The sequence below is a fragment of the Mycobacterium sp. 20KCMC460 genome, assembly GCF_022179425.1.
Lineage (GTDB): Bacteria > Actinomycetota > Actinomycetes > Mycobacteriales > Mycobacteriaceae > Mycobacterium > Mycobacterium kiyosense.
In genome coordinates this window covers 3,510,333-3,530,702 of sequence record NZ_AP025524.1, presented here as the reverse complement: position 1 = coordinate 3,530,702, position 20,370 = coordinate 3,510,333, and the positions used below count along the sequence as shown (strand labels likewise).

At 66.6% G+C, this 20,370-nt stretch carries 24 protein-coding genes and 1 pseudogene; 21 read left to right on the top strand and 4 right to left on the bottom strand.

Annotated elements, in window-relative coordinates; all coding sequences use genetic code 11:
- Nucleotides 1-4 precede the first annotated feature (4 nt).
- A complete protein-coding gene (locus tag MKCMC460_RS16395; RefSeq protein WP_236983195.1) occupies nt 5-2,014 on the top strand; it encodes an ecdysteroid 22-kinase family protein in 2,010 nt (669 codons plus the stop codon).
- The gene (locus tag MKCMC460_RS16390; protein ID WP_370652835.1) at nt 1,984-2,517 is read left to right on the top strand and encodes a gluconokinase; all 534 of its coding nucleotides are present in this window, start codon (nt 1,984-1,986) and stop codon (nt 2,515-2,517) included. The genes MKCMC460_RS16395 and MKCMC460_RS16390 overlap by 31 nt, the downstream gene beginning before the upstream one ends.
- On the opposite strand, the gene MKCMC460_RS16385 is transcribed toward MKCMC460_RS16390, so the two are convergent.
- Nucleotides 2,486-3,451, bottom strand: coding sequence for a DoxX family protein (locus MKCMC460_RS16385; RefSeq protein ID WP_236983196.1), 966 nt, complete (start codon nt 3,449-3,451; stop codon nt 2,486-2,488). The two genes, MKCMC460_RS16390 and MKCMC460_RS16385, sit on opposite strands and share 32 nt — an antisense overlap.
- Here MKCMC460_RS16385 and MKCMC460_RS16380 point away from each other — a divergent pair.
- The 14 genes from MKCMC460_RS16380 (at nt 3,450) to MKCMC460_RS16315 (ending at nt 15,100) form a co-directional block, all read left to right on the top strand.
- Nucleotides 3,450-4,073, top strand: coding sequence for an isochorismatase family protein (locus MKCMC460_RS16380; protein WP_289624949.1), 624 nt, complete (start codon nt 3,450-3,452; stop codon nt 4,071-4,073). The genes MKCMC460_RS16385 and MKCMC460_RS16380 overlap by 2 nt on opposite strands.
- Nucleotides 4,070-4,867: a nuclear transport factor 2 family protein gene (locus MKCMC460_RS16375; RefSeq protein ID WP_236983197.1), complete on the top strand. Its 798-nt coding sequence runs from the start codon at nt 4,070-4,072 to the stop codon at nt 4,865-4,867. Before MKCMC460_RS16380 ends, MKCMC460_RS16375 begins: the two co-directional genes overlap by 4 nt.
- A 200-nt stretch (nt 4,868-5,067) precedes the next feature.
- On the top strand, nt 5,068-6,396 hold the full coding sequence (locus MKCMC460_RS16370; protein WP_236983198.1) for a sugar ABC transporter substrate-binding protein: 1,329 nt from the start codon (nt 5,068-5,070) through the stop codon (nt 6,394-6,396).
- On the top strand, nt 6,393-7,337 hold the full coding sequence (locus tag MKCMC460_RS16365; protein ID WP_236983199.1) for a carbohydrate ABC transporter permease: 945 nt from the start codon (nt 6,393-6,395) through the stop codon (nt 7,335-7,337). Before MKCMC460_RS16370 ends, MKCMC460_RS16365 begins: the two co-directional genes overlap by 4 nt.
- Nucleotides 7,324-8,166: a carbohydrate ABC transporter permease gene (locus MKCMC460_RS16360; RefSeq protein WP_236983200.1), complete on the top strand. Its 843-nt coding sequence runs from the start codon at nt 7,324-7,326 to the stop codon at nt 8,164-8,166. The genes MKCMC460_RS16365 and MKCMC460_RS16360 overlap by 14 nt, the downstream gene beginning before the upstream one ends.
- Before the next feature lie 5 nt (nt 8,167-8,171).
- Entirely contained in the window at nt 8,172-9,242 is a 1,071-nt protein-coding gene (locus tag MKCMC460_RS16355; RefSeq protein ID WP_236983201.1) for an ABC transporter ATP-binding protein, read from the top strand.
- Nucleotides 9,243-9,324: 82 nt separating this feature from the next.
- A complete protein-coding gene (locus MKCMC460_RS16350; RefSeq protein ID WP_236984105.1) occupies nt 9,325-10,152 on the top strand; it encodes a DUF3097 domain-containing protein in 828 nt (275 codons plus the stop codon).
- Nucleotides 10,153-10,279: 127 nt separating this feature from the next.
- Nucleotides 10,280-10,804: an OsmC family protein gene (locus MKCMC460_RS16345; protein ID WP_236983203.1), complete on the top strand. Its 525-nt coding sequence runs from the start codon at nt 10,280-10,282 to the stop codon at nt 10,802-10,804.
- 9 nt (nt 10,805-10,813) lie between these two features.
- A complete protein-coding gene (locus tag MKCMC460_RS16340) occupies nt 10,814-11,881 on the top strand; it encodes an acyl-CoA dehydrogenase (RefSeq protein ID WP_236983204.1) in 1,068 nt (355 codons plus the stop codon).
- A 19-nt stretch (nt 11,882-11,900) separates the two neighbouring features.
- Nucleotides 11,901-12,518, top strand: coding sequence for an RNA polymerase sigma factor (locus tag MKCMC460_RS16335; RefSeq protein WP_236983205.1), 618 nt, complete (start codon nt 11,901-11,903; stop codon nt 12,516-12,518).
- Entirely contained in the window at nt 12,515-12,784 is a 270-nt protein-coding gene (locus MKCMC460_RS16330) for a hypothetical protein (RefSeq protein WP_236983206.1), read from the top strand. The genes MKCMC460_RS16335 and MKCMC460_RS16330 overlap by 4 nt, the downstream gene beginning before the upstream one ends.
- A gap of 116 nt (nt 12,785-12,900) precedes the next feature.
- Nucleotides 12,901-13,776, top strand: coding sequence for a universal stress protein (locus MKCMC460_RS16325; RefSeq protein ID WP_370653179.1), 876 nt, complete (start codon nt 12,901-12,903; stop codon nt 13,774-13,776).
- Between the two features lie 153 nt (nt 13,777-13,929).
- Nucleotides 13,930-14,826: a universal stress protein gene (locus MKCMC460_RS16320; RefSeq protein WP_236983213.1), complete on the top strand. Its 897-nt coding sequence runs from the start codon at nt 13,930-13,932 to the stop codon at nt 14,824-14,826.
- Between the two features lie 85 nt (nt 14,827-14,911).
- The gene (locus tag MKCMC460_RS16315; RefSeq protein WP_180913813.1) at nt 14,912-15,100 is read left to right on the top strand and encodes a hypothetical protein; all 189 of its coding nucleotides are present in this window, start codon (nt 14,912-14,914) and stop codon (nt 15,098-15,100) included.
- A gap of 2 nt (nt 15,101-15,102) precedes the next feature.
- Here MKCMC460_RS16315 and MKCMC460_RS16310 read toward each other — a convergent pair whose 3' ends face one another.
- Together MKCMC460_RS16310 and MKCMC460_RS16305 are read right to left on the bottom strand one after the other, a co-directional pair.
- Entirely contained in the window at nt 15,103-15,774 is a 672-nt protein-coding gene (locus tag MKCMC460_RS16310; RefSeq protein WP_236983215.1) for a PAS and ANTAR domain-containing protein, read from the bottom strand.
- 125 nt (nt 15,775-15,899) lie between these two features.
- Complete coding sequence (locus MKCMC460_RS16305) at nt 15,900-16,349, bottom strand: Hsp20/alpha crystallin family protein (protein ID WP_236984107.1); 450 nt, start codon at nt 16,347-16,349, stop codon at nt 15,900-15,902.
- Nucleotides 16,350-16,491: 142 nt separating this feature from the next.
- Between MKCMC460_RS16305 and MKCMC460_RS16300 the strand changes: the two genes are divergently transcribed.
- On the top strand, nt 16,492-16,866 hold the full coding sequence (locus MKCMC460_RS16300) for a helix-turn-helix transcriptional regulator (RefSeq protein ID WP_236983217.1): 375 nt from the start codon (nt 16,492-16,494) through the stop codon (nt 16,864-16,866).
- Nucleotides 16,867-16,921: 55 nt separating this feature from the next.
- On the opposite strand, the gene MKCMC460_RS16295 is transcribed toward MKCMC460_RS16300, so the two are convergent.
- Complete coding sequence (locus MKCMC460_RS16295; protein ID WP_236983220.1) at nt 16,922-18,388, bottom strand: aminotransferase class I/II-fold pyridoxal phosphate-dependent enzyme; 1,467 nt, start codon at nt 18,386-18,388, stop codon at nt 16,922-16,924.
- Nucleotides 18,389-18,440: 52 nt separating this feature from the next.
- Here MKCMC460_RS16295 and MKCMC460_RS16290 point away from each other — a divergent pair.
- The 4 genes and pseudogenes from MKCMC460_RS16290 to MKCMC460_RS16275 form a co-directional block, all read left to right on the top strand.
- Nucleotides 18,441-18,851: pseudogene (locus MKCMC460_RS16290) on the top strand (flavodoxin family protein); the annotation flags it as partial.
- Nucleotides 18,852-18,893: 42 nt separating this feature from the next.
- A complete protein-coding gene (locus tag MKCMC460_RS16285) occupies nt 18,894-19,298 on the top strand; it encodes a ChaB family protein (RefSeq protein WP_236983222.1) in 405 nt (134 codons plus the stop codon).
- Nucleotides 19,291-19,983 (top strand): UdgX family uracil-DNA binding protein, encoded by a 693-nt coding sequence (locus MKCMC460_RS16280; RefSeq protein ID WP_236983223.1) that lies wholly within the window; start codon nt 19,291-19,293, stop codon nt 19,981-19,983. The genes MKCMC460_RS16285 and MKCMC460_RS16280 overlap by 8 nt, the downstream gene beginning before the upstream one ends.
- 9 nt (nt 19,984-19,992) lie before the next feature.
- Entirely contained in the window at nt 19,993-20,367 is a 375-nt protein-coding gene (locus MKCMC460_RS16275; RefSeq protein ID WP_236983225.1) for a hypothetical protein, read from the top strand.
- Nucleotides 20,368-20,370 lie beyond the last annotated feature (3 nt).

The window sequence follows — 20,370 nt, the reverse complement described above, 5'->3', positions numbered from 1 at the left end:
CCTCATGGCACCTGAAACCGGCGAACACACCGACCACGCCATCGAGCGACCCGCCGACCTGACCGCCGACTGGCTGAGTGCGAGACTCGGCGCCGGCACCGTCGCCGAATTCACCAGCGAGCGCATCGGCACCGGACAGATGAGCGAGTGCTACCGGATCCGGCTGACCTATTCCGCGGGCTCGGGCCCGGCATCGGTGGTCCTCAAGGTCGCCGCGACCGATCCGGTGAGCCGTCAAACCGGGCTGGCGTTGGGCCTCTACGAGCGCGAAGTCCGGTTCTATCAGGACATCGCACCTCGACTCGACGGTGCGGTGGCGCCCTGTTACCACGCCGCCATCGACACCACCACCGGCGTGTTCGACGTGTTGCTCGCAGACGCCGCTCCGGCCGCCGTCGGTGACGAAATCGCCGGTGCGACAACCGAACACGCTGCTCTGGCGGTCGGCGAGCTGGGCCGGCTGCACGGACCGCTGCTGGGCGACCAGACGCTGGCGGACTCGCCGTGGCTCAACCGGGATACGCCGGTCAGCCAGGCGATGATCTCGGCGTTGTACGCCGACTTCGTCAACCGCTATGGCGACCAGATCGCCCCGGAACACCGGGTCGTGTGTGAACGTCTGGTGGAAGCGTTCGACGGGTACCTGGCCCAGGAGGCGGCCCGCGGCGGACCGCAGGGGCTGATGCACGGCGACTTCCGGCTGGACAATCTGCTCTTCGGCGACCCCGGTGCGGACCGCGCGCTCACGGTGGTCGACTGGCAGACCGTCTCCTGGGGTCCGGCGTTCACCGACCTGGCTTACTTCCTGGGTTGCGCGGTGCCGACTCAACAGCGCCGCGCCCACTACGACACGCTGCTGCGGACGTACCACAAGGCGTTGGGGCCGGGTGCTCCGGTCAGCCTCGACGACGTCCGCGAGGGGGTGCGCCGGCAGAGCTTCTTCGGCGTCATGATGGCGATCGTCTCGTCGATGTTGGTGGAGCGCACCGAACGTGGTGATCGGCTGTTCATGACCATGCTGCAACGGCACTGCGCCCACGTGCTGGACATCGACGCGTTGGCGACGCTGCCGGCCGCGGCGACACCCGAACCGCTGCGGCCCACCACCGACGACGAGCTTGCGCACACCGCCACCGACGAGCCGCTGTGGAGCGAGAGCTGGTACGCCGATTTCGTCGACGCCGCGGCGGGAGTGGGCGGCTGGTTCCGTCTCGGCCGGATCCCCAACGAGCAGACGGCGCTGATCCACGTTTTGGTGTGCGGTCCCGGCCGACCGACCGTTGCCGTCGACTGCAAAGTGCCGCTGCCGCAAGACCCTTGGACCGCGGAGGCCGATGACATCCGACTCGCCCACGCGGCCGGCGAGCCGCTGCAGACCTATCGGGTGGACCTGCGCGGGCAAGGCCAGGCGTACTCGGACCCGTCGGCTCTGCTGCGGGGCGAACCGGGGGAGCCGGTTGAGGTCGCGCTGAACCTCGTCTGGTGCACCGACGGAACCCCGTACAAATATCGGCTGACCACCCGATACGAAATCCCGTGCACCGTTTCGGGCACCGTCACCGTCGACCGGTCCAGCTACCAACTTCAGTCGGTGCCCGGGCAGCGCGATCACTCGTGGGGGGTACGCGACTGGTGGAGCATGGATTGGATGTGGTGCGCACTGCATCTCGACGACGGAACGCACCTGCACGGTCTGAGCCTGCAGATCCCCGACACGCCGTCGATCAGCATCGGCTACACCCAGGACGCCGCCGGCGACATCGGTGAACTGACCCAGGTGAGCATCCGAAAAGTGTTCAGCGCCAACGGTTTACCAGAAGACACCACGCTGGAGCTGGAGCCGGGATCGGTCACCGCCCAGGTCGCCGTCCGCGCACACGGGCCGGTGCGGTTGGTTGCGGTCGACGGACGGGTGAGCCAGTTTCCGCGCGCTTGGGTCGACATCGCCACCACCGACGGTCGCACCGGGGTCGGATGGATGGAATGGAATCGCAGCCAGGTCGACCAGGGTTGAGTCGAGCGCCCATCGTGGTGATGGGCGTCTCCGGATCGGGCAAGTCGACCGTCGGCGCCGTGCTCGCGCAGCGGCTGGGGATGCCGTTTCTGGACGCCGACACCCTGCATCCACCGGCGAACGTCGCCAAGATGTCCGCGGGGGAACCGCTGACCGACGACGACCGGTTCGGCTGGCTGGACCGGGTCGGGCAGTGGCTGGCCACTCAGCGCGGGGTGGTGAGCTGCTCGGCGCTCAAGCGGCGCTACCGGGACCAACTCCGCGGCCACCGCCCGTCGGTGCGGTTTCTGCACCTGAGTGCGCCGCCCGGCGTCATCGCAGCGCGGCTGGCCGCCCGACCGGATCACTTCATGCCGGCGACCCTGCTGCAGTCGCAGCTCGACACCCTCGAACCGCTGGACGCCGACGAGCGCGGGGTCGAAGTGGACGTCGGCAGCCTCGGCGTCGACGCGGTCGTCGACGCCTATCTGGCTAGCGCTTCCAACGCTTGCGGCGGCTGGTGAGTTCGTCGTCGAACCGGTCGCGGGCCGTCTCGGCGAGCTCGTTGCCACGGGCCACCGCCGTGTCCGCGAGTCGCGCGCCACGGTGTCGCGCGGTCTCGGCGAATTCCGCGCCGCGCTCGAGTGCGGTGTCGGCCAGCTTCTCCCCGCGGTGCCGCGCGGTTTCGGCGAATTCGGCGCCGCGCTCGAGAGCGGTGTCAGCCAGCTTTTCGCCGCGCTTGCGGGCCTTCTTGGCGTACGGGGCGCTCTTCTCGACGGCGGTGCTGGCCAGTTCTTCGCCGCGCTTGCGGGCCTTCTTGGCATACGGGGCGCTCTTCTCCGCCGCGGTGCTGGCCAGTTCCCGGCCACGCTCCAGCGCGGCTTCGGCATAGGGGGCGCTCTTCTCGGCTGCGGTGCTGGCCAGCTCGCGGCCGCGCTCGGCGCCGACCTGCAGGCCGTGCACGATCTTCTCGCCCAACTCCGAGTCGTTGCCCGACACCCGTTCGGAGAGCCGCTCGGCCGCCCGCCGGCCTCGCCAGCCCAGCGACGGCTTGCCCGCCGTGTCGGCCGACGCGATGATCAGGCCACCGAGCAGACTGATGTCGCCCAAGAACGCCCGCCGCTTCTCGGCTTTGCGCTCCGGGTCGGGTTCGGCCCAAAACATATGCGAGCCAAGGTTGCCCGGGATCACCGTCAACGCCAGCGCCGCCGAGGCCACCCGGGGCAGCCGGCCGGCGGCCAGCAGCACCCCGCCGCCGATCTGGACAGCGGCGTTGATCTGAGCGAACTTCTCGGCGTCGGCCGGGATGCTCCCGCTCACCGAATCCGGCAGCGCCTGCAACCCGTCGACGGTCGGTTGCGCGGCTTGAGCTGCGGGTTTGGGGTTGAGTAAGGCCTCCACTCCCTGGCCGATGAAGACAGCTGACAACATGGGTCGAGCGATTCTGCGGATCAACATGGGCGCTGTGTTCCCCGGCCGGCCCGCATACAAACGCCCCGGCGATAGGGTGTACGGCGTGCGGGCGCTGATCATCGTCGACATGCAGAACGACTTCTGCGAAGGCGGTCCGGTGCCGGTCGCCGGCGCCCACGCGCTGGCGACATCGATCAGCGATTACCTGGCCCGTCAACCGGGTTACGCCCATATCGTGGCCACCCAGGACTTCCACATCGACCCGGGCGACCACTTCTCCGACCGCCCTGATTTCGCCACCTCGTGGCCACCGCACTGCCGCGCCGGCAGCCTGGGGGCAGGCTTCGACCCCGGTCTGGACACCAGTGCCATCGAGGCGGTCTTCCACAAGGGCGCCTACTCCGCGGGGTACAGCGGTTTCGAGGGCGTCGACGACCACGGCACCGCGCTGCTGCAGTGGCTGCGTCAGCGCGACGTCGACGCGGTCGACGTGGTCGGTGTCGCGACCGAGCACTGCGTCCGGCACACCGCAATGGACGCGGCGCGTGCCGGCCTGGCCACCCGCGTGCTGCTGCACCTGACAGCCGGGGTGGCGGCGGATTCGACCGACCGTGTGTTATCCGAAATGCGCTCCGCCAGTATCGAATTGATCGGAAGTCGGCCATGACGGCAACGAACCGGGATGAGCTGCTGGCCGCGGTGGAGCGCTCGCCGCGGGCGGTCGCCGCGCACGACCGCGACGCCTGGGTCCAGGTGTTCACCGCCGACGGCAGGGTGGAGGACCCGGTCGGGTCGAGCCCCCACCTCGGGCACGACCAGATCTACCGCTTCTATGACACCTTCATCGGTCCGCGCGAGATCAAATTCCACCGCGACCTCGACATCGTCAACGGCCGGTCGGTGTTGCGCGACCTCGAGCTCGAGGTGGCGATGGGCACCGCGGTGACGATGTACATTCCGGCCATCCTGCGGTACGACCTGCGGGAAGCCCACGGTCAGTGGCAGGTCGAGCGGCTACGGGCGTACTGGGAGTTGCCGGCGATGATGCTGCAGTTCCTCAAGACCGGACCGCGGGCACTGACACCGGGTGTGGCGCTTGCCAAGGGGTTGCTGGGCAACCAGGGTCCCCGCGGCACGTTCGGCTTCATGACCGGGTTCCGCCGCGCCGGCGCACGGCACAAGAACCTCGTCGAGAATTTCCTGCGTGCGGTCGGCGGTGGTGACACCGATGCCGTCCTGCGGGCATTGTCGCCAAGTGCCCCAATAACTTTGGGTGAGCATGATCCGCTCGACGTGACCGAGCTGATCGAGCAGATCCGCGGCACCCGGTGGACCAAGATTATCGGCGCGGGATCCACCGTCGCGGCGTCCGTCACCTCCGACCACGGCCGCGGCATACTGTTCGCCGAGGTGCCCTGGCGCGGCCACCGGATCAACGCAATCCGTTACTTCCCAGCCTGATTCAGCTCGTCACCAACAGCGCCGGCGATGCCCCCGAGAGCAACGGGCAGGCACCGGCGACCGCGATGTTGGACGGGGCACCCGCATGCAGCCCGAATGAGTGCGCGGGTATCGCAGCGATACCACAGCCGCATCGGCTATGAAGGACATCACACGCCGCCGATCGGGGTGGACCGCGGCGGGCTGGGACCGGGAGCAACATGTTCGACGAGCCGCTCGGGCGACGCGGCCTGATGAAGGCCGCGGGCGCGGTCGCGGTTACCGCGCTGGCGCCGTGGTCTGTCGGGTGTGCCGCCGACGAGGACGCGCTGACCTTCTTCTTCGCCGCGAACCCCGACGAGATCCGTCCCCGGATGCGGGTGGTCAACGAATTCCAGCGCCGCCACCCCGACATCAAGGTGCGAGCCCTGTTGTCGGGACCTGGCGTCATGCAACAGTTGTCGACTTTCTGCGCCGGCGGCAGATGCCCCGACGTGTTGATGACCTGGGAGCTGACCTACGCCGAACTGGCCGACCGCGGCGCGCTGCTGGACCTGAACACGCTGCTGGCCCGCGACCCGGTGTTCGCCGGGCAACTGAAGTCGGACAGCATCGCCCCGCTGTATGAAACGTTCAGCTACCCGGCCGGACCCACCGGCGGTCAGTACGCCCTTCCGGAGCAATGGTCGGGAAACTACCTGTACTACAACAAGGCGATGTTCACCGCCGCCGGTGTGCGCCCACCACCCCGCAGCTGGCAGCAGGCTTGGAGCTTCGACGAATTCCTGGACGCGGCGCAGGCGCTGACCCGACGGGATTCCACCGGCCGGGTGACGCAGTGGGGTTTCGTCAACGCGTGGGTCTCGTTCTACGCCGCCGGCCTGTTCGCCATTAACAACGGCGTGCCATGGTCACACCCACTGAAGAACCCGACTCACCTGAACTTCGACGACGAGGCCTTCCTGGAAGCCGTCCAGTTCTATGCCGGCCTGATCAACAAACACCGGGTTTCGCCCAGTGCCTCCGACCAGCAGTCGATGTCGAACGCCGATCTGTTCTCGGCGGGCCGGGCCGCGATCGCGCTGGCCGGGCACTGGCGTTACCCGACCTTCGACCGTGCCCCCGGCCTGGACTTCGACGTGGCGCCGCTGCCGGTGGGACCGCGCGCGGCGGCGGCCCGGTCAAACATCGGCGTCACCGGCCTTGCCATCGCGGCGACCAGCCGACGCCGGGAACAAGCTTGGGAATTCGTCAAATTCGCCTGCGGACCGCTCGGGCAGGCGCTGATCGGCGAATCCGGGCTTTTCGTTCCGGTGTTGCGCTCGGCGATCCACTCCGACGGGTTCGCCGCTGCGCACCGGCGGATCGCCAACCTCGCCGTGCTCACCGAAGGCCCGTCGGTCTCGGCGGGATTGCCGATCACCCCGGCCTGGGAGAAGATCGCGGCGCTGATGGACCGAAACTTCGGACCGGTGCTGCGTGGTTCGCGGCCCGCGACTTCCCTGACCGGGCTGTCCCAGGCCGTCGACGAGGTGTTGCGAAACCCATGAGTGCCACCGACGCGCCGCAGAACGCCGTGCGCTCCACGAAACGGACGGCGCCGCGCCGACGGGCGTGGGCCGGTCGCCTCTTCGTCGCGCCCAATCTCGCCGGGGTCATCGTGTTCATGCTGTTCCCACTGGGCTTTTCGCTGTACATGAGCGTGCAGCGGTGGGACATGTTCACTCCGGCCAAGTTCGTCGGCGGGGCCAACTTTCGGCAGCTGTTCACTTCGGATCCGCTGTTCGTGATCGCCGTGCGCAACACCGTCATCTATACCCTGGGCACCGTGCTGCCCACCGTCGCGATCAGCCTTGTCGTCGCCGGCTTGCTGAATCGGAAGATCAAGGGAATCGGCATCTTTCGCACCATCGTCTTCCTCCCGCTAGCCATCTCCTCGGTGGTGATGGCCGTGGTGTGGCAGTTCGTCTTCAACACCGACAACGGGCTGCTCAACATCATGCTCGGCTGGATCGGCATCGGCCCGATTCCGTGGCTGGTCGAACCGCGCTGGTCGATGGTCTCGCTGTGTCTGGTCAGCGTGTGGCGCAGCGTTCCGTTCGCCACGGTGATCCTGCTGGCAGCGATGCAGGGTATTCCGGAAACGGTGTACGAGGCCGCCAAAATCGATGGTGCGGGCGAGATTCGGCAGTTCGCGTCCATCACGGTGCCGCTGATCCGCGGCGCGCTGTCATTTGTCGTGGTCATCTCGATCATCCACGCTTTCCAGTCGTTCGACCTCGTCTACGTGCTCAACGGGCCCAACGGCGGGCCCGAGGCCGGGACCTATGTGCTCGGCATCATGCTGTTTCAGCACGCGTTCTCGTTCCTGGAATTCGGTTACGCCTCCGCGCTGGCCTGGGTGGTTTTCGCCATCTTGCTGGTGTTGACGGTGGTTCAGCTGCGAATCGCGCGTCGACGGACCTGGGAGGCTGCGAATGGTCTGGGCTGAGCGGCCGCTGCTGCGCAACGTCCTTCGTGCCGCCACCCTGTATGCCGCGCTGATCTTCGTCGCCTGGTGCGCGTTGTCGCCGATCCTGTGGGCGCTGTCTGGATCGCTGAAGAACGAGGCGGAGATCAGCGAGCCGAAACTGCTTCCGTCCAGCCCGCAGTGGTCCAACTACACCGAGGTGTTCGGGCTGATGCCGTTCTGGCGGATGTTCTTCAACACCGTGCTGTACGCCGGCTGCGTCACCGCCGGGCAGGTGTTCTTCTGCTCGCTGGCCGGATATGCCTTCGCACGGCTGGACTTTCGCGGCCGCGACACCCTGTTCCTGCTGTACCTGGGCACCTTGATGGTGCCGTTGACGGTGACGGTGATTCCGCAGTTCATCCTGATGCGGGCCGCCGGTTGGGTCGACACGCCGTGGGCGATGATCGTGCCGGGCTTGTTCGGCAGTGCGTTCGGCACGTATCTCATGCGGCAGTTCTTTCGCACGCTGCCCACCGACCTGGAGGAGGCGGCGATACTGGACGGCTGTTCCTCGTGGCAGATCTATTGGCGCATACTGCTTCCGCATGCCCGGCCCGCGGTGCTGGTGCTGGCGGTGTTGACCTGGGTCAGCGTGTGGAACGACTTCCTCTGGCCGCTGCTGATGATCCAGCGCAACAGCCTGGCCACCCTGACCCTCGGCCTGGTTCGGCTGCGGGGCGAATACGTGGCACGCTGGCCGGTGCTGATGGCGACCTCGATGCTGATCCTGTTGCCCTTGGTGATCATCTACGCGCTCGCTCAACGCTCCTTCGTCCGCGGCATCGCGATGACCGGGCTGGGCGGATAAAGGCAATGGCCTCGGTGAGTTTCGAGCAGGCGACACGCTGTTATGCCGGCGCGGACCGGCCGGCGCTGGATCGGTTGGACCTCGACGTCGGCGACGGCGAATTCGTCGTGTTGGTGGGTCCGTCGGGGTGCGGCAAGACGACGTCGCTGCGCATGGTCGCCGGCCTGGAAACCCTGGACTCCGGCCGCATCCGGATCGGTGATCGCGACGTCACCACCGTCGACCCCAAGCATCGCGACGTCGCCATGGTGTTTCAGAACTATGCGCTGTACCCGCACATGACAGTGGCGCAGAACATGGGCTTCGCGCTGAAGGTGGCCAAGGTCGCCAAGCCCGAGATCCGGGAGCGGATACTGGCTGCGGCGAGAATGCTCGACCTGGAACCATACCTGGACCGCAAACCCAAGGATCTCTCCGGAGGGCAGCGGCAGCGGGTGGCGATGGGCCGCGCGATCGTGCGCCGCCCGCAGGTGTTCCTGATGGACGAGCCCTTGTCCAACCTGGACGCCAAGCTGCGGGTGCAGACCCGCAACCAGATCGCCGCCCTGCAGCGCCAACTCGGCACCACTACGGTGTACGTCACCCACGATCAGGTCGAGGCGATGACGATGGGGGATCGGGTGGCGGTGTTGTGCGACGGTGTGCTGCAGCAATACGCAGCGCCGCGTGAGTTGTACCGCAACCCCGCCAATGTGTTCGTCGCCGGGTTCATCGGGTCGCCGGCAATGAACCTGTTCACCCTGCCGATCGTCGATTCCGCAGTCTCACTGGGGGATTGGGTCATATCGTTACCTCGTGAGATAGCCGACGGCGGGTCCGAGATCGTCGTCGGGATCCGCCCGGAGCACTTCCAGCTGGGCAGCGTCGGCGTCGAGATGGAGGTCGACGTGGTGGAGGAGTTGGGTGCCGACGCTTACCTGTACGGACGAATCACCGGGTCGGACAAGGTGATTGGCAAGCCGGTCATCGCGCGCGCCGACGGCCACGACCCGCCGGGCAAGGGCAGCCGGGTGCGCCTGCACCCGCAACCCGGGCGCCTGCACTTCTTCGGCCCCGACGGACTGCGACAACAATAGGACACTCGCGGAGAGTGAATCGGGCGACGCCCGCACGGCGTGTCCCGTCGTGAAAATCACGATCGGCAAGAACGATGGCCCGGTGATGGATCGCTATGGAACCGATGTGCTGGCCGGCGCGGGACGCCGCAAACCCCGCTCGGTCGAGCACCCCGTCGAACTCGGCATGGTCGTCGAGGACGCCCAGACCGGCTACGTCGGCGCCGTGGTCCGCGTCGAACACGGCTGCGTCGACCTCGAAGACCGCCGCGGCAAGACCCGCAACTTCCCATTGGGACCCGGATTCCTGTTGGAGGGCCGGCCGGTGATCCTGACCGCGCCGCGCCGCGCAGCACCGGCTGCGGCGGCGCGAACCGCGTCCGGCTCGGTGGCGGTGTCGGGTCAGCGTGCCCGAGTCGCCCGTGCCAGCCGGATCTACGTGGAGGGCCGGCACGACGCCGAACTGGTCGCCCAGGTCTGGGGCGAAGACCTCAAGATCGAGGGAGTGGTGGTCGAATACCTGGGCGGCGTCGACGACCTGGTCGGCATCGTCGAGCAGTTCCGGCCCGGTCCGGGCTGTCGGCTCGGTGTCCTCGTCGACCATCTCGTCGCCGGATCGAAAGAGTCGAAGATCGCCGACGCGGTCCGAAACGGGCCCGGCGGTGCCGACACGCTGGTGGTCGGACACCCCTACGTGGACATCTGGCAGGCCGTCAAACCCGATCGGCTCGGGCTGAAGGCGTGGCCGACGGTGCCCCGACACATCGAATGGAAGCACGGCGTCTGCCGGGCGCTGGGCTGGCCGCACCAAACGCAGGCCGACATCGCCCGGGCGTGGCAGCGCATCCGATCCACCGTCCGCGACTGGAACGACCTCGAGCCTGCACTGATCGGCCGGGTCGAGGAGCTCATCGATTTCGTGACGCAATGACGCCCTGGTCGCCCCCGTCTTAACCTGGTCGATTCCGTCGGGCCTGTGGCATAGGTCACCGTCACGTTTCCGGGTGCCTGCGGCACTAACTCCGTGACCACCCGCCCGGAGAAATCGGAGGAAGCCCATGACCAACGCGCTTGTCATCGACGCTGCAGGACTCGACCGCCTTTCGTGCAACGCCAAGGCCGACCCGAGCACCGGCAAGAAGACCCTGAAAGCCAGGACGGTCTGCGAGTCCGGCTTCCGCAACATGACCTACGTGCGGGATCTGGCGCCGATGCTGGTCGGCGAGCCGCCCGCGCTGCTCGGTGACGACTCGGCCCCCAACCCTTCCGAGACGTGCCTGGCAGCACTCGGCTCGTGCATCTCGGTGGGCCTGCTGGCCAACGCCACGCACCGCGGCGTGACGCTGACCAAGATCGAGGTGGAGATGGAGGGGGACATCGACATCTCGGCCGTGTGGGGCGTCGGCGACACCCCCGACGGCAAGGTGCTCGGTTTCACCGCGGTTCGCTGCACCGTGCGGCTGGCCGGAGACGCCGACGACGCCACGTTGCAGGAAATCCACGACAATGCCATCGCCTGGTCGCCCGTCGTCAATACATTCAGGCGGCCCGTAACTGTCGACTCCGCCCTTTCCGTCGGCTAGGCAGTCAGGGTGACCACGACGATTGCTATTGCGACCGACCTGCTCGACCCGGAAATCCTGGCCGACATCCGTGCCCATGCGGGACCCCTGGACCGAGGGGAACACACCACTCGGCGCAGCTTCGCGCGACTGGGCGGCGCCGGGCTGCTGGGGCTGGGTGCGCCCGGCAACGCCGACGGCAGGCTGCCGCAGATGGCCGAGGTAATCCGGCAGATCTCCGCGGAGTGCATGAGCACCGGATTCTCGGTCTGGGCCAACCGCATGACAGTGGAGTATTTGCTCACTGCGGCAACACCATTCAGCGCTGCCGCGGTGCGCCCGCTGTTGGCCGGGGCGGCGCTGGGAGTCACCGGCATGGCGGCCGCCTTCAAGGAGTTGGCCGGCTGCGGCAGCCTGGAGCTCACCGCGACCGCGGCGCCCGGCGGCTACCGGATCAGTGGGCCGATCCGCTGGGCATCGAACCTGCACGACGATTCACTGCTGGTCACCGCGGCGCGCACGGACCGCGGCGACAAGGTGATCGTGGCGCTGCCGTTGAGCACCCCCGGGGTCGTGGTCGGCGAACATTTCACGCTGTTGGCGATGGACAGCACCGCCTCCTCGTATCTGAATCTGACCGACGCGTACGTCCCCGACGAACAGGTGCTGACGCACGACTTCGCCGGGTTCCTGGGCGGGGTGCGGCCCACCTTCCTGGTGCTGCAATCGGCAATGTGTCTGGGGCTGGCCAAAACAGCTGTGGCCCACGCCAGGCTCGCCCTGTCCGGAGTGAACGAAATCTTCGCCGACGAGGTCGACGTCGTCGCGGAGAAACTCGCCGCTGCGGAATCGACCCTGGCCGAATTCGCCGGTGCCGTCGGCGGACCGCGGCCGCCAAGCAAGAAGGAATTGCTCGCGTTGCGGCTCTCCGCGGCCGAAATCGCCAGTGCCAGTGCGGCTCTGGAAGTCCGAACGGCCGGCGGCAAGGGTTATGCCAGCAAGACCCCGGCCAGCCGGCGTTACCGCGAGGCCGCGTTCATCCCGGTGCAGTCGCCCTCCGAAGCCCAATTGCGTTGGGAACTGCGCGGATGCTCCTGAGCCGCCCAGCGGGTCGACGATGACTCCCGCGGCCGCTCCCTCCGAAAAGCTGGAACCCGATCGCGTGGTTGGCGGGATCCCGTTGGCTGTCCTGGTGCGCGACTACCACCGGCCGATGGTGAATTTTGCTTGCACGATGGTGGATTCGCCCGCGGTGGCGGAGGAGGCCGTACAGGAGGCGTGGGTGCAGGTGCTGAAATCCGCGGCGACCTTCGAGGGCCGTTCGTCCGTAGCTACCTGGTTGTTCGGCATCGTCAAGCACACCGCGTCCCGGCACCGCCGCCGCGAGACCCGGATCCGCGAGCACGAGGTGCTGAGCACCGAAGACACCGACCCACTTTCCGGGCGGATGCATCCCGCGGGCCACCCCGACGCCGGGCACTGGAGCGTGCCGCCGTCGCAGCGATTTCTTCCCGAAGACCAGACGGTGCAACGCGAACTCGTCGGGTTTGTCCGGGCGGCCCTCGACACGCTGCCGGTGCGGCAACGGCAGCTGATCATCCTGCGTGACCTCGTCGGCACGTCGTCGGAGGAGGCGGCCGAGATCCTGGAACTGTCCGCTGACGCGCAGCGCGCCCTGCTGTATCGGGCCCGCGGCAACCTGCGCAACGAATTGGAAAAGCGGTATCAACGATGACCGTGCCTGACCACACCGTCCCGGCGATCGACTGCGTGGAGTTCGTCCGGCTCGTCGACGACCTGGTCGACTCGGACCCGCAGCGCTGGGGTGCGATCGTGGCCCGTCATCTCGAGGAATGCCCGCCGTGCCTGGTCTATCTGCAGCAGATGCTCGACCTCAAGGTCCTGCTCAGCCACGTCTTCGACGGCCAGAAACTCAGCGACGCGCAGATCTCGGGGGTGCTCGACACGATCACCACCCTGCGAGACCGCGCGGCGGAATGACGACCCGGCCTCGAATGCCCGCGAATATCGAAAACCATTGTGCTGCAAGGAAAGTCACCACAGCTGTCTAACTGAGGCCAAAAGGCCCTGCCGGAGTGCACCCGGCGTCTCGTAGTATCGGGGTCGTGGCGAAATACGGGATCCTGGTGGCGGTCGACGGTTCGGCCGAATCCGACGCAGCCGTCGTCTGGGCGGCCCGAGAGGCCGCCTCGCGCCACGTGCGCCTTACCTTGCTGCACGCGGTCACTCCGGTGGTCGTGGGCTGGCCGGTGGGTCAGCTGTACACCGAAATGCCGGAGTGGCAGCAGGACAACGCCGACCACGTCGTCACGCATGCCCGCCACACCGTGGCCGAGAGCGGCGCCACACCGGCTGACGTACACGTCGAGATGCCTTATGCCAACGCGGTTCCCGCCCTGATCGAGGCGTCCAAGCATGCCGAGATGGTGGTGGTAGGAAACCAGGGGATCGGTGCGCTGGGGCGCATGTTGCTGGGCTCGGTCAGCTCCGCGCTGATTCAGCATGCGCACTGTCCCGTCGCGGTGATTCGGGGTGGTGAGGGCGCGGTGATTCCCGACCCCGCCGCACCCGTGCTGGTGGGCATCGACGGGTCACCGGCGTCGGAGGCCGCGACGGCCCTGGCGTTCGAGGAGGCCTCCCGACGCGGTGTCGGCCTGGTCGCATTGCACGCCTGGAGCGATGTCGGGGTTTTCCCGGCGCTGGGCATGGACTGGCACGACCGCGAAAACGAGGGCCAGGAGGTTCTCGCCGAGCGGCTGGCGGGCTGGCAGGAGCAGTACCCGGACGTTCAGGTGCAGCGGTCGCTGGTCTGCGACACCCCGGCGAAATGGCTGCTGGAAGCCGCCGAGCAGGCACAGCTCATTGTGGTGGGGACTCGCGGCCGGGGCGGATTCCCGGGCTTGCTGCTTGGTTCGGTGAGCTCTGCGGTGGTCCACGCGGCAACTATCCCGGTGATCGTGGTCGGCTCGTAAGTTCGGGTCTTTGGTCCCCGCCATCGGGGGCCTTGGACCGGCGCGGGTACTGACCAGGGCTGAATACCGTGACACTATGGCCTAGGTGATCGGCAAGCAATGCCCGAGCGTCGCGCTGCCGGCCGATACCAGGTAACGGAAGGGGACGACGAAATGACCTCAGCGGCAACCGGAAGCGATAAGAAGTACGGTGTCGTCGTGGCCGCCGACGGCTCGCCCGCGGCCAAGGCCGCCGTCGTGTGGGCCGCCCGGGACGCGGCATTGCGTAACTCTCCGCTGACTGTGGTGCACGTGGTGAACACCGACGTGGCCACCTGGCCGCCGATGCCCTACCCGGACACTTGGACGGCCTGGCAGGAAGATGGCGGACGCAAGATCCTCGCCGAAGCCATCCAGGTCGCCGAGGAGGCTGTTCCGCACGATCGCAGCCTGACCATCAAGAGCGAGTTGGTGTTCGCCACCCCGATCTCCACCATGCTCGAAATGTCAAAGGACGCAGATATTTTGGTGGTGGGCTCGTCCGGCCGCGGAGCGGTGGCCCGGGTGTTGCTGGGCTCGGTCAGTTCCAGCGTGGTGCGGCATGCGCACTGTCCGGTCGCCGTCATCCACGACGAAGACCCTTTGATGCCCAACCCGCAGGGGGCGCCGGTGCTGGTCGGCATCGACGGTTCACCGGCTTCGGAGGCCGCCACCGCGGTTGCTTTCGACCAGGCGTCGCGGCGCGGCGTCGAGCTGATTGCGCTGCACGCGTGGAGTGACCGAGAGGTCGTCGAACTGCCCGGACTGGACTGGTCGAAGGTCAAGGCCGAGGCCGAACTCAGTCTCGCCGAGCGGCTGGCCGGCTGGCAGGAGCGCTACCCCGACGTCACAGTGTGTCGCGTCGTCGTGTGCGACCGTCCAGCGCGCCAGCTCATCACCCGGTCGGAATCGGCTCAGCTGGTGGTCGTGGGTAGCCATGGGCGGGGTGCGGTGAGCGGGGCTTTGCTGGGTTCGGTGAGCAATGCCGTGGTGCACTCGGCGCGCATGCCCGTGATCGTCGCACGCGGATAACGCGCGGTTACCGGGGTCGAGATGCGATTCCGGGTTGAGTTGCGATTCCGGATTGAGATGCGATGAAGTGGGAAACCACTGTCGCATGGCTGAATTCAGAGTTATCGACCCACACGGCGAAGTCGTCGCGACCAAAGACATCGAGAGCGCAGACGACGCCCACGCCTGGTTTGTCGACTCGGTGGCCGACAATTCCGAGCTGGGTTGGCGGCTGGAAGTCAACCACGACGGCGAATGGTCGTTCTTCGACGACACCGAGGGCGCCTCGGAGTGAGGTCAGTCTCGGCTGACCCGGGTGTGCGCGGTCAGTAACAGCTGGTCGAAGGTCGATCGCAGCGTGATGCACTCGCGCGCTCCGCGGAAATCGGCGACAATTTGTTCCGCCAATGGCCGCAGTTTGACGTTCGAGTCCTGCGACAGCCACTTCAGCAGGTCGAACGCGGTATCCTCGCCGATGTCGTAGACGAGCATCAACATGCCCTTGGCCTGTTCGATGCCGGCACGGTTCTCGGCGATTTCCGCCAGCTTCGCCGTGACGAGGTCTTGCTGGGCAGTGTCGGTGGGCGGAGCCACATCGACGAAGAAACCGTGCGTACCGATCACGTTGCCGTCGTCGTCGAAGAGTTGATCGCCGACTACCACGACGTGGTGTACGTTGCCGGCGGTATCGAGGATGCGATGACGGGTACTGAACGCCCTGCGGGTGCGCAGCATCTCATCCAGCATGGCCGCGACCCGGTCGCGGTCTTCTGGATGTTTGTGCGAGAGCAGCAGTTCGGTCGTCGGATTGATTTCGCCGGGAGCATAGCCGTGCATCTGGTGGAGTTGTCGCGACCATTCCCAGCGCCGGTCGGCGAAGTAGAACCGGAACGAACCGACCCGCTGCGGGGAGTCTCCGGCCAGTGCCTGTTGCACGGCGGCCGATTGGTCGTCGAGATCTCGCTTCATTGCTGACCCCGCCTCCTCGAATCCGTTGCAGCGACGCCGGAATCGGTCGTAGAACGCCGGACTACCGGTATGGGCGGCGGTCGCGGTTTGGTGCTGCCGCGGCCGCCGCCCATATCCTCGGTTGATCAAGCGTCTATGACCTGGCGCTTCACCTCCTTCTCGTCGACGGCGTGATGTCCGTTGGAACGGTTCACGGAAATCTTGCGCGGCTTGGCCTTTTCGGCAACCGGGATGCGTAGGCGCAGCACGCCCTCGTCGTAGCTGGCTTCGATCTTTTCGGTGTCGAGGTTTTCGCCGAGGACGAGCTGGCGACTGAACACCCCGCGGGGGCGCTCGGCGGCGAGCATCTCACGGTCGGGGTCGACGCCTCGGCGTTCGGCGCGCACCGTCACGACATTGCGTTCGATGTCGATGTCCAGTGAGTCGGCGTCGATGCCGGGCAGGTCGAACTCGACCACGAATTCTTCGCCTTCACGCCATGCGTCCATCGGCATCACTGCTGGTCGAGCGGCTGTTCCCAGCGCCTGCTGGGTGAAGCGGTCCAGTTCGCGGAACGGGTCGGAGCGCATCAGCATGGCGGTCACCTCTTACTCCAATCTGCGATCTAAGTGAGAGACTTATCTGTCTCTAGCAACATAGATTTTATATAGCACTCTCGATAGTTCAAGGCAAGTGTGGTAAATAGGTTTTGTGTTCGAGCGGCCAAGGGGGTAATAGATGGCGGAACGTTCTGGCGACAACGGGGGCCCGGCACCGGATCATGGGGTGTACGGAATATCCGTTGCGGCAGAACTATCGGGCGTCGCCGTGCAGTCGCTACGCCTCTACGAACGCCACGGTTTGTTGACCCCGGCGCGCAGTACCGGCGGAACGCGGCGCTACAGCGCCGACGATCTGGCCCGCCTGCAGCGCATCAGTGCACTGATCGATGCCGGCGTCAACCTGGCTGGAATCGCGCGCATCCTGAACCTCGAAGACGACAATGCCGAACTGACGGCGGCCAACAGTAACCTGCTGTCGGCGAACCGCTCGCTGCGGAGTGCGGCGAAAAGCGCCGAGGCGAAGCAGTCCGCCGAGCGGCCCGCCACCTGAGGAATTCACCAGGTCGGACCGAGTTGACGGCGAAATACCTTGTACTGCAATGAATCTAGCTTTGTGCGACTACGCGGAAGTGGTGGGCGCTCGGGTCGGCAGGATCAGGAAGCGTCATGCCTGCTGCGACCCCGGAGCGCAGGTAATCGATCACGGCTTCGTCGAGACGCTCGCCGGGGACCACAGCCGGGATACCGGGTGGGTAAGGGGTGATCTGCTCGGCGGCGACGCGGCCGGCGGCCTTGTCGGCTCGGACCATTTCGGTGGGACCGAAGAAGGCGTCGCGGGGTAGCTGTACGGTCTCGAGTTGCAGCTCCGCTGGGGAAGGCAATCGGAGCGACGGCGGCCGCTGGAAGTCGTCAGCCGCCTTACGCCATCGGGTCATCGCGGTAAGCAGGCGATCGGCGGTCTGCTTGTCGTCGGCGAACGACAAGGTGGCCAGCACGCGCCGGTGATCGCTCAGCCCGAGGTCGATCCGGCAATTCTCTCGCAGCCAGTCCGACGCCTGGTATCCACTGGTTTCCGTCGCGGAGATGTCCATCAATACCTGGGTGGTGTCGAGGTCTCGGGATGCCTCCTCGCCCAGCAGTTCGTCACGCAGGACGACGACGCCCGGTATCTCGGCCAGTCGGTCGCGCAGGTGCCTGGCCAGCTCCAGCTCCGCGGACAGCAGCTCGTAGCCGCGCTCCACCATCTGGCGCCGCCAACCGTCAAGTGCCGCATACACCATCACGTTCGGGCTGGTCGTCATCAGCAGGTCCGCGCACGACGACAGCCGGTCGGGATCCACCAGGTCTCCTTGCAGGTGGAACACCGATCCCTGCTCAAAACCCGCGCCCATCTTGTGCACGCTCACGACGCAGACGTCCGCTCCCGCATCCATCGCCCAGGTGGGCAGGTCGTCATGGAACGGCAGGTGTGCGCCCCAGGCCTCGTCGACGATCAGCGGCTTGTTTCGTTCATGGCAGACCTCGGCAATTCCCGCGATGTCCGCGCAGGTGCCATATGGGCTGGGGCTGACGATCAGCGCTCCGGCGGCGTCCGGGTGATCCTCCCAGGCTTGTCGCACTTGCTGGGGGGAAGGGGGATGCGAGAAGTGCCGCTCACTGTCCCATCGTGGCGTGATCCACCGCGGCACCACGCCGGAGAAGATCAACCCCGCCACGATCGACTTATGGCTGTCGCGCGCAACGAGCAAACCGCCGTCTGCACCGCCGGCGACGGCCAGCATCGCCGCTTTCACCGAAAGTGAGCTGCCACAGGTAGAGAAGAACGCGGACTCGGCCCCGACCGCGTCAGCCATCAATTCTTCTGCCCGAGCGAGAAACTTCCCCCGGGACAACCGGTCGTCTAGGCCACTGGTTGCCAGAACGTCGTCCCGGAACGGATCTCTGCCCAACACCGCCAGCACGCGGGGGTCAGCGCCCGCGCCCTGGCGGTGGCCGGGCGGGGTGAAGCCGTAGCGTCCTTTTCGGTGGTAATCGAGCAGCGCATCCAGCAGCGGTGCCTGGGACTGATCCATGGCACTCGGTTACCCGGGTTTACCGAACGATATGCCGGGTATGAGGCGACCTATGGTCGACCAGTCGCAGGTTGCGCTGCGCGCCGTCGGATTGGTGTGCAGTCTCAAACCCAGCCCCGCTCGCTCGAGCAGCACGCTGATCGCCGAGCATGTCGCCGCCGAACTTCAAAAAGCCGGCGCCGAGACCGAATTGCTGCGCTGCGTCGACTACAACATCCTGCCCGGCGTCGAGGCCGATATGGGTCCCGGCGACGAATGGCCGGAGGTCCGGGAGAAGCTGCTGGAAGCCGAAGTCGTGTTGCTCAGCACGCCGGTGTGGTTGGGACACCCGGCCAGCGTGACCCAGCGGGTGCTCGAGCGCCTCGACGCCGAGTTGTCCAACAAAGACGACCACGGGACACCGGCGATGGTCGGCAAGGTTGCGATCGTCAGTGTGGTCGGCAACGAGGACGGCGCCCACAAATACCCACCGTATTCCGATGATTCGCAAAGTTGAGGTGCTGCCATGCCCAAGACAACCAAGAGCGGCGCGGCGAAGAAAGATGAACTGCCCGGCACGCTGAAACGTTCCAGCGCAAAGGCGCAACGCACCTTCGCCAAGGCGCACGACGCAGCCGCCGAGCAGTACGGCAGTGAAGAACGTGCGCACCGCGTCGCCTATGCCGCTGTCAAGCACAGCTACGAGAAGGTGGGCGACCATTGGGAAGCCAAGGAGGAGAAAGGCCCGTCCGACGAGCGCGCCGAGCGTGGCGGGCTCGACAATCCGGTTCCCTCCGAGGAGGGCGTCGACGCCAACGCCAGCAAGAAACACCTGCTCGACCTGGCCCGCCGCCTCGATGTGCGCGGTCGGTCCACGATGACGAAAGCCGAACTCGTCGAGGCCATCAAGAAACAGAATCGGCGTGCCTAAAAGCGTTGACAGCCAAGAACTTTCGGGGGCGCAGCAATACCTGCCCCCGCGCCTGGATCTGACGTCGCTGCAGCGGGCGGCAAGCGGTTGCCGCGGCTGCACCCTTTACCAGGACGCCACGTCGACGGTTTTCGGCCGCGGCGACACCGGTGCGCCGCTGATGCTGGTGGGCGAGCAACCGGGGGATCAGGAGGATCAGGCTGGACAGCCGTTCGTTGGTCCCGCCGGCCGGTTACTGCAGCGGGCGCTGGCAGAAGCCGAGGTCGATGCGAAGATGACCTACCAGACCAACGCGGTGAAGCATTTCAGATTCAAAAGGGTCGGCAAGCGGCGGATCCACGAAAAACCTGGCCGTACCGAGGTAGTCGCTTGCCGGCCGTGGTTGATCGCCGAAATCGAGGTCGTGCGTCCACATGTGGTGCTGTGTCTGGGCGCCACCGCCGCCCAGTCGTTGTTGGGCAGCACGTTTCGGGTCACCGCTCATCGGGGCGAAGTATTGCCGTTGCCGGGGGCCCTGCACTTACAGCTTCAGCCTGAGCCGGTGCTGATGGCGACGGTGCACCCTTCGGCTCTGTTGCGCGACCGAAGTGAGCACCGGCAAGAGAACTACCAGTCGTTCGTCGAGGATTTGCGACGCGCGTTCGCTGCGGGAGGGCGGATGTTTCAGGGCGCACATCATGGGTAGCCGAATCAGATGAGTCTGCGCAACGACCAAACTACCGAGGTAATCCGCGACGAAGCGGTTCAACCGTCACACGATCGCGGGCGCACGCGCCGTGGCGTCGTCAACTGGGTGCTGGCATTGCTCACGATTCCCGCGGCTGCCCTCATCATGATCTTTGCCGTCGGTGCGGCGATGAGCATGGCCGCCTGCAGCACCACGCAGTGCCCGAACACCGGACCAGGCGGGCTGCTGTACGGCTTGTTGTTCTACGGTGCACCGGTGGTGGCCGCGGTGACCGTCCTGGCCTCGTTCGTCACCGCCTTCCGGCGACGCGGCTTCGTCGTCCCGCTAGCGGGCCTTGCGCTGTTGCTCGTCGACTTCGCGGCGATCGCCATCCTGTTCTGATTC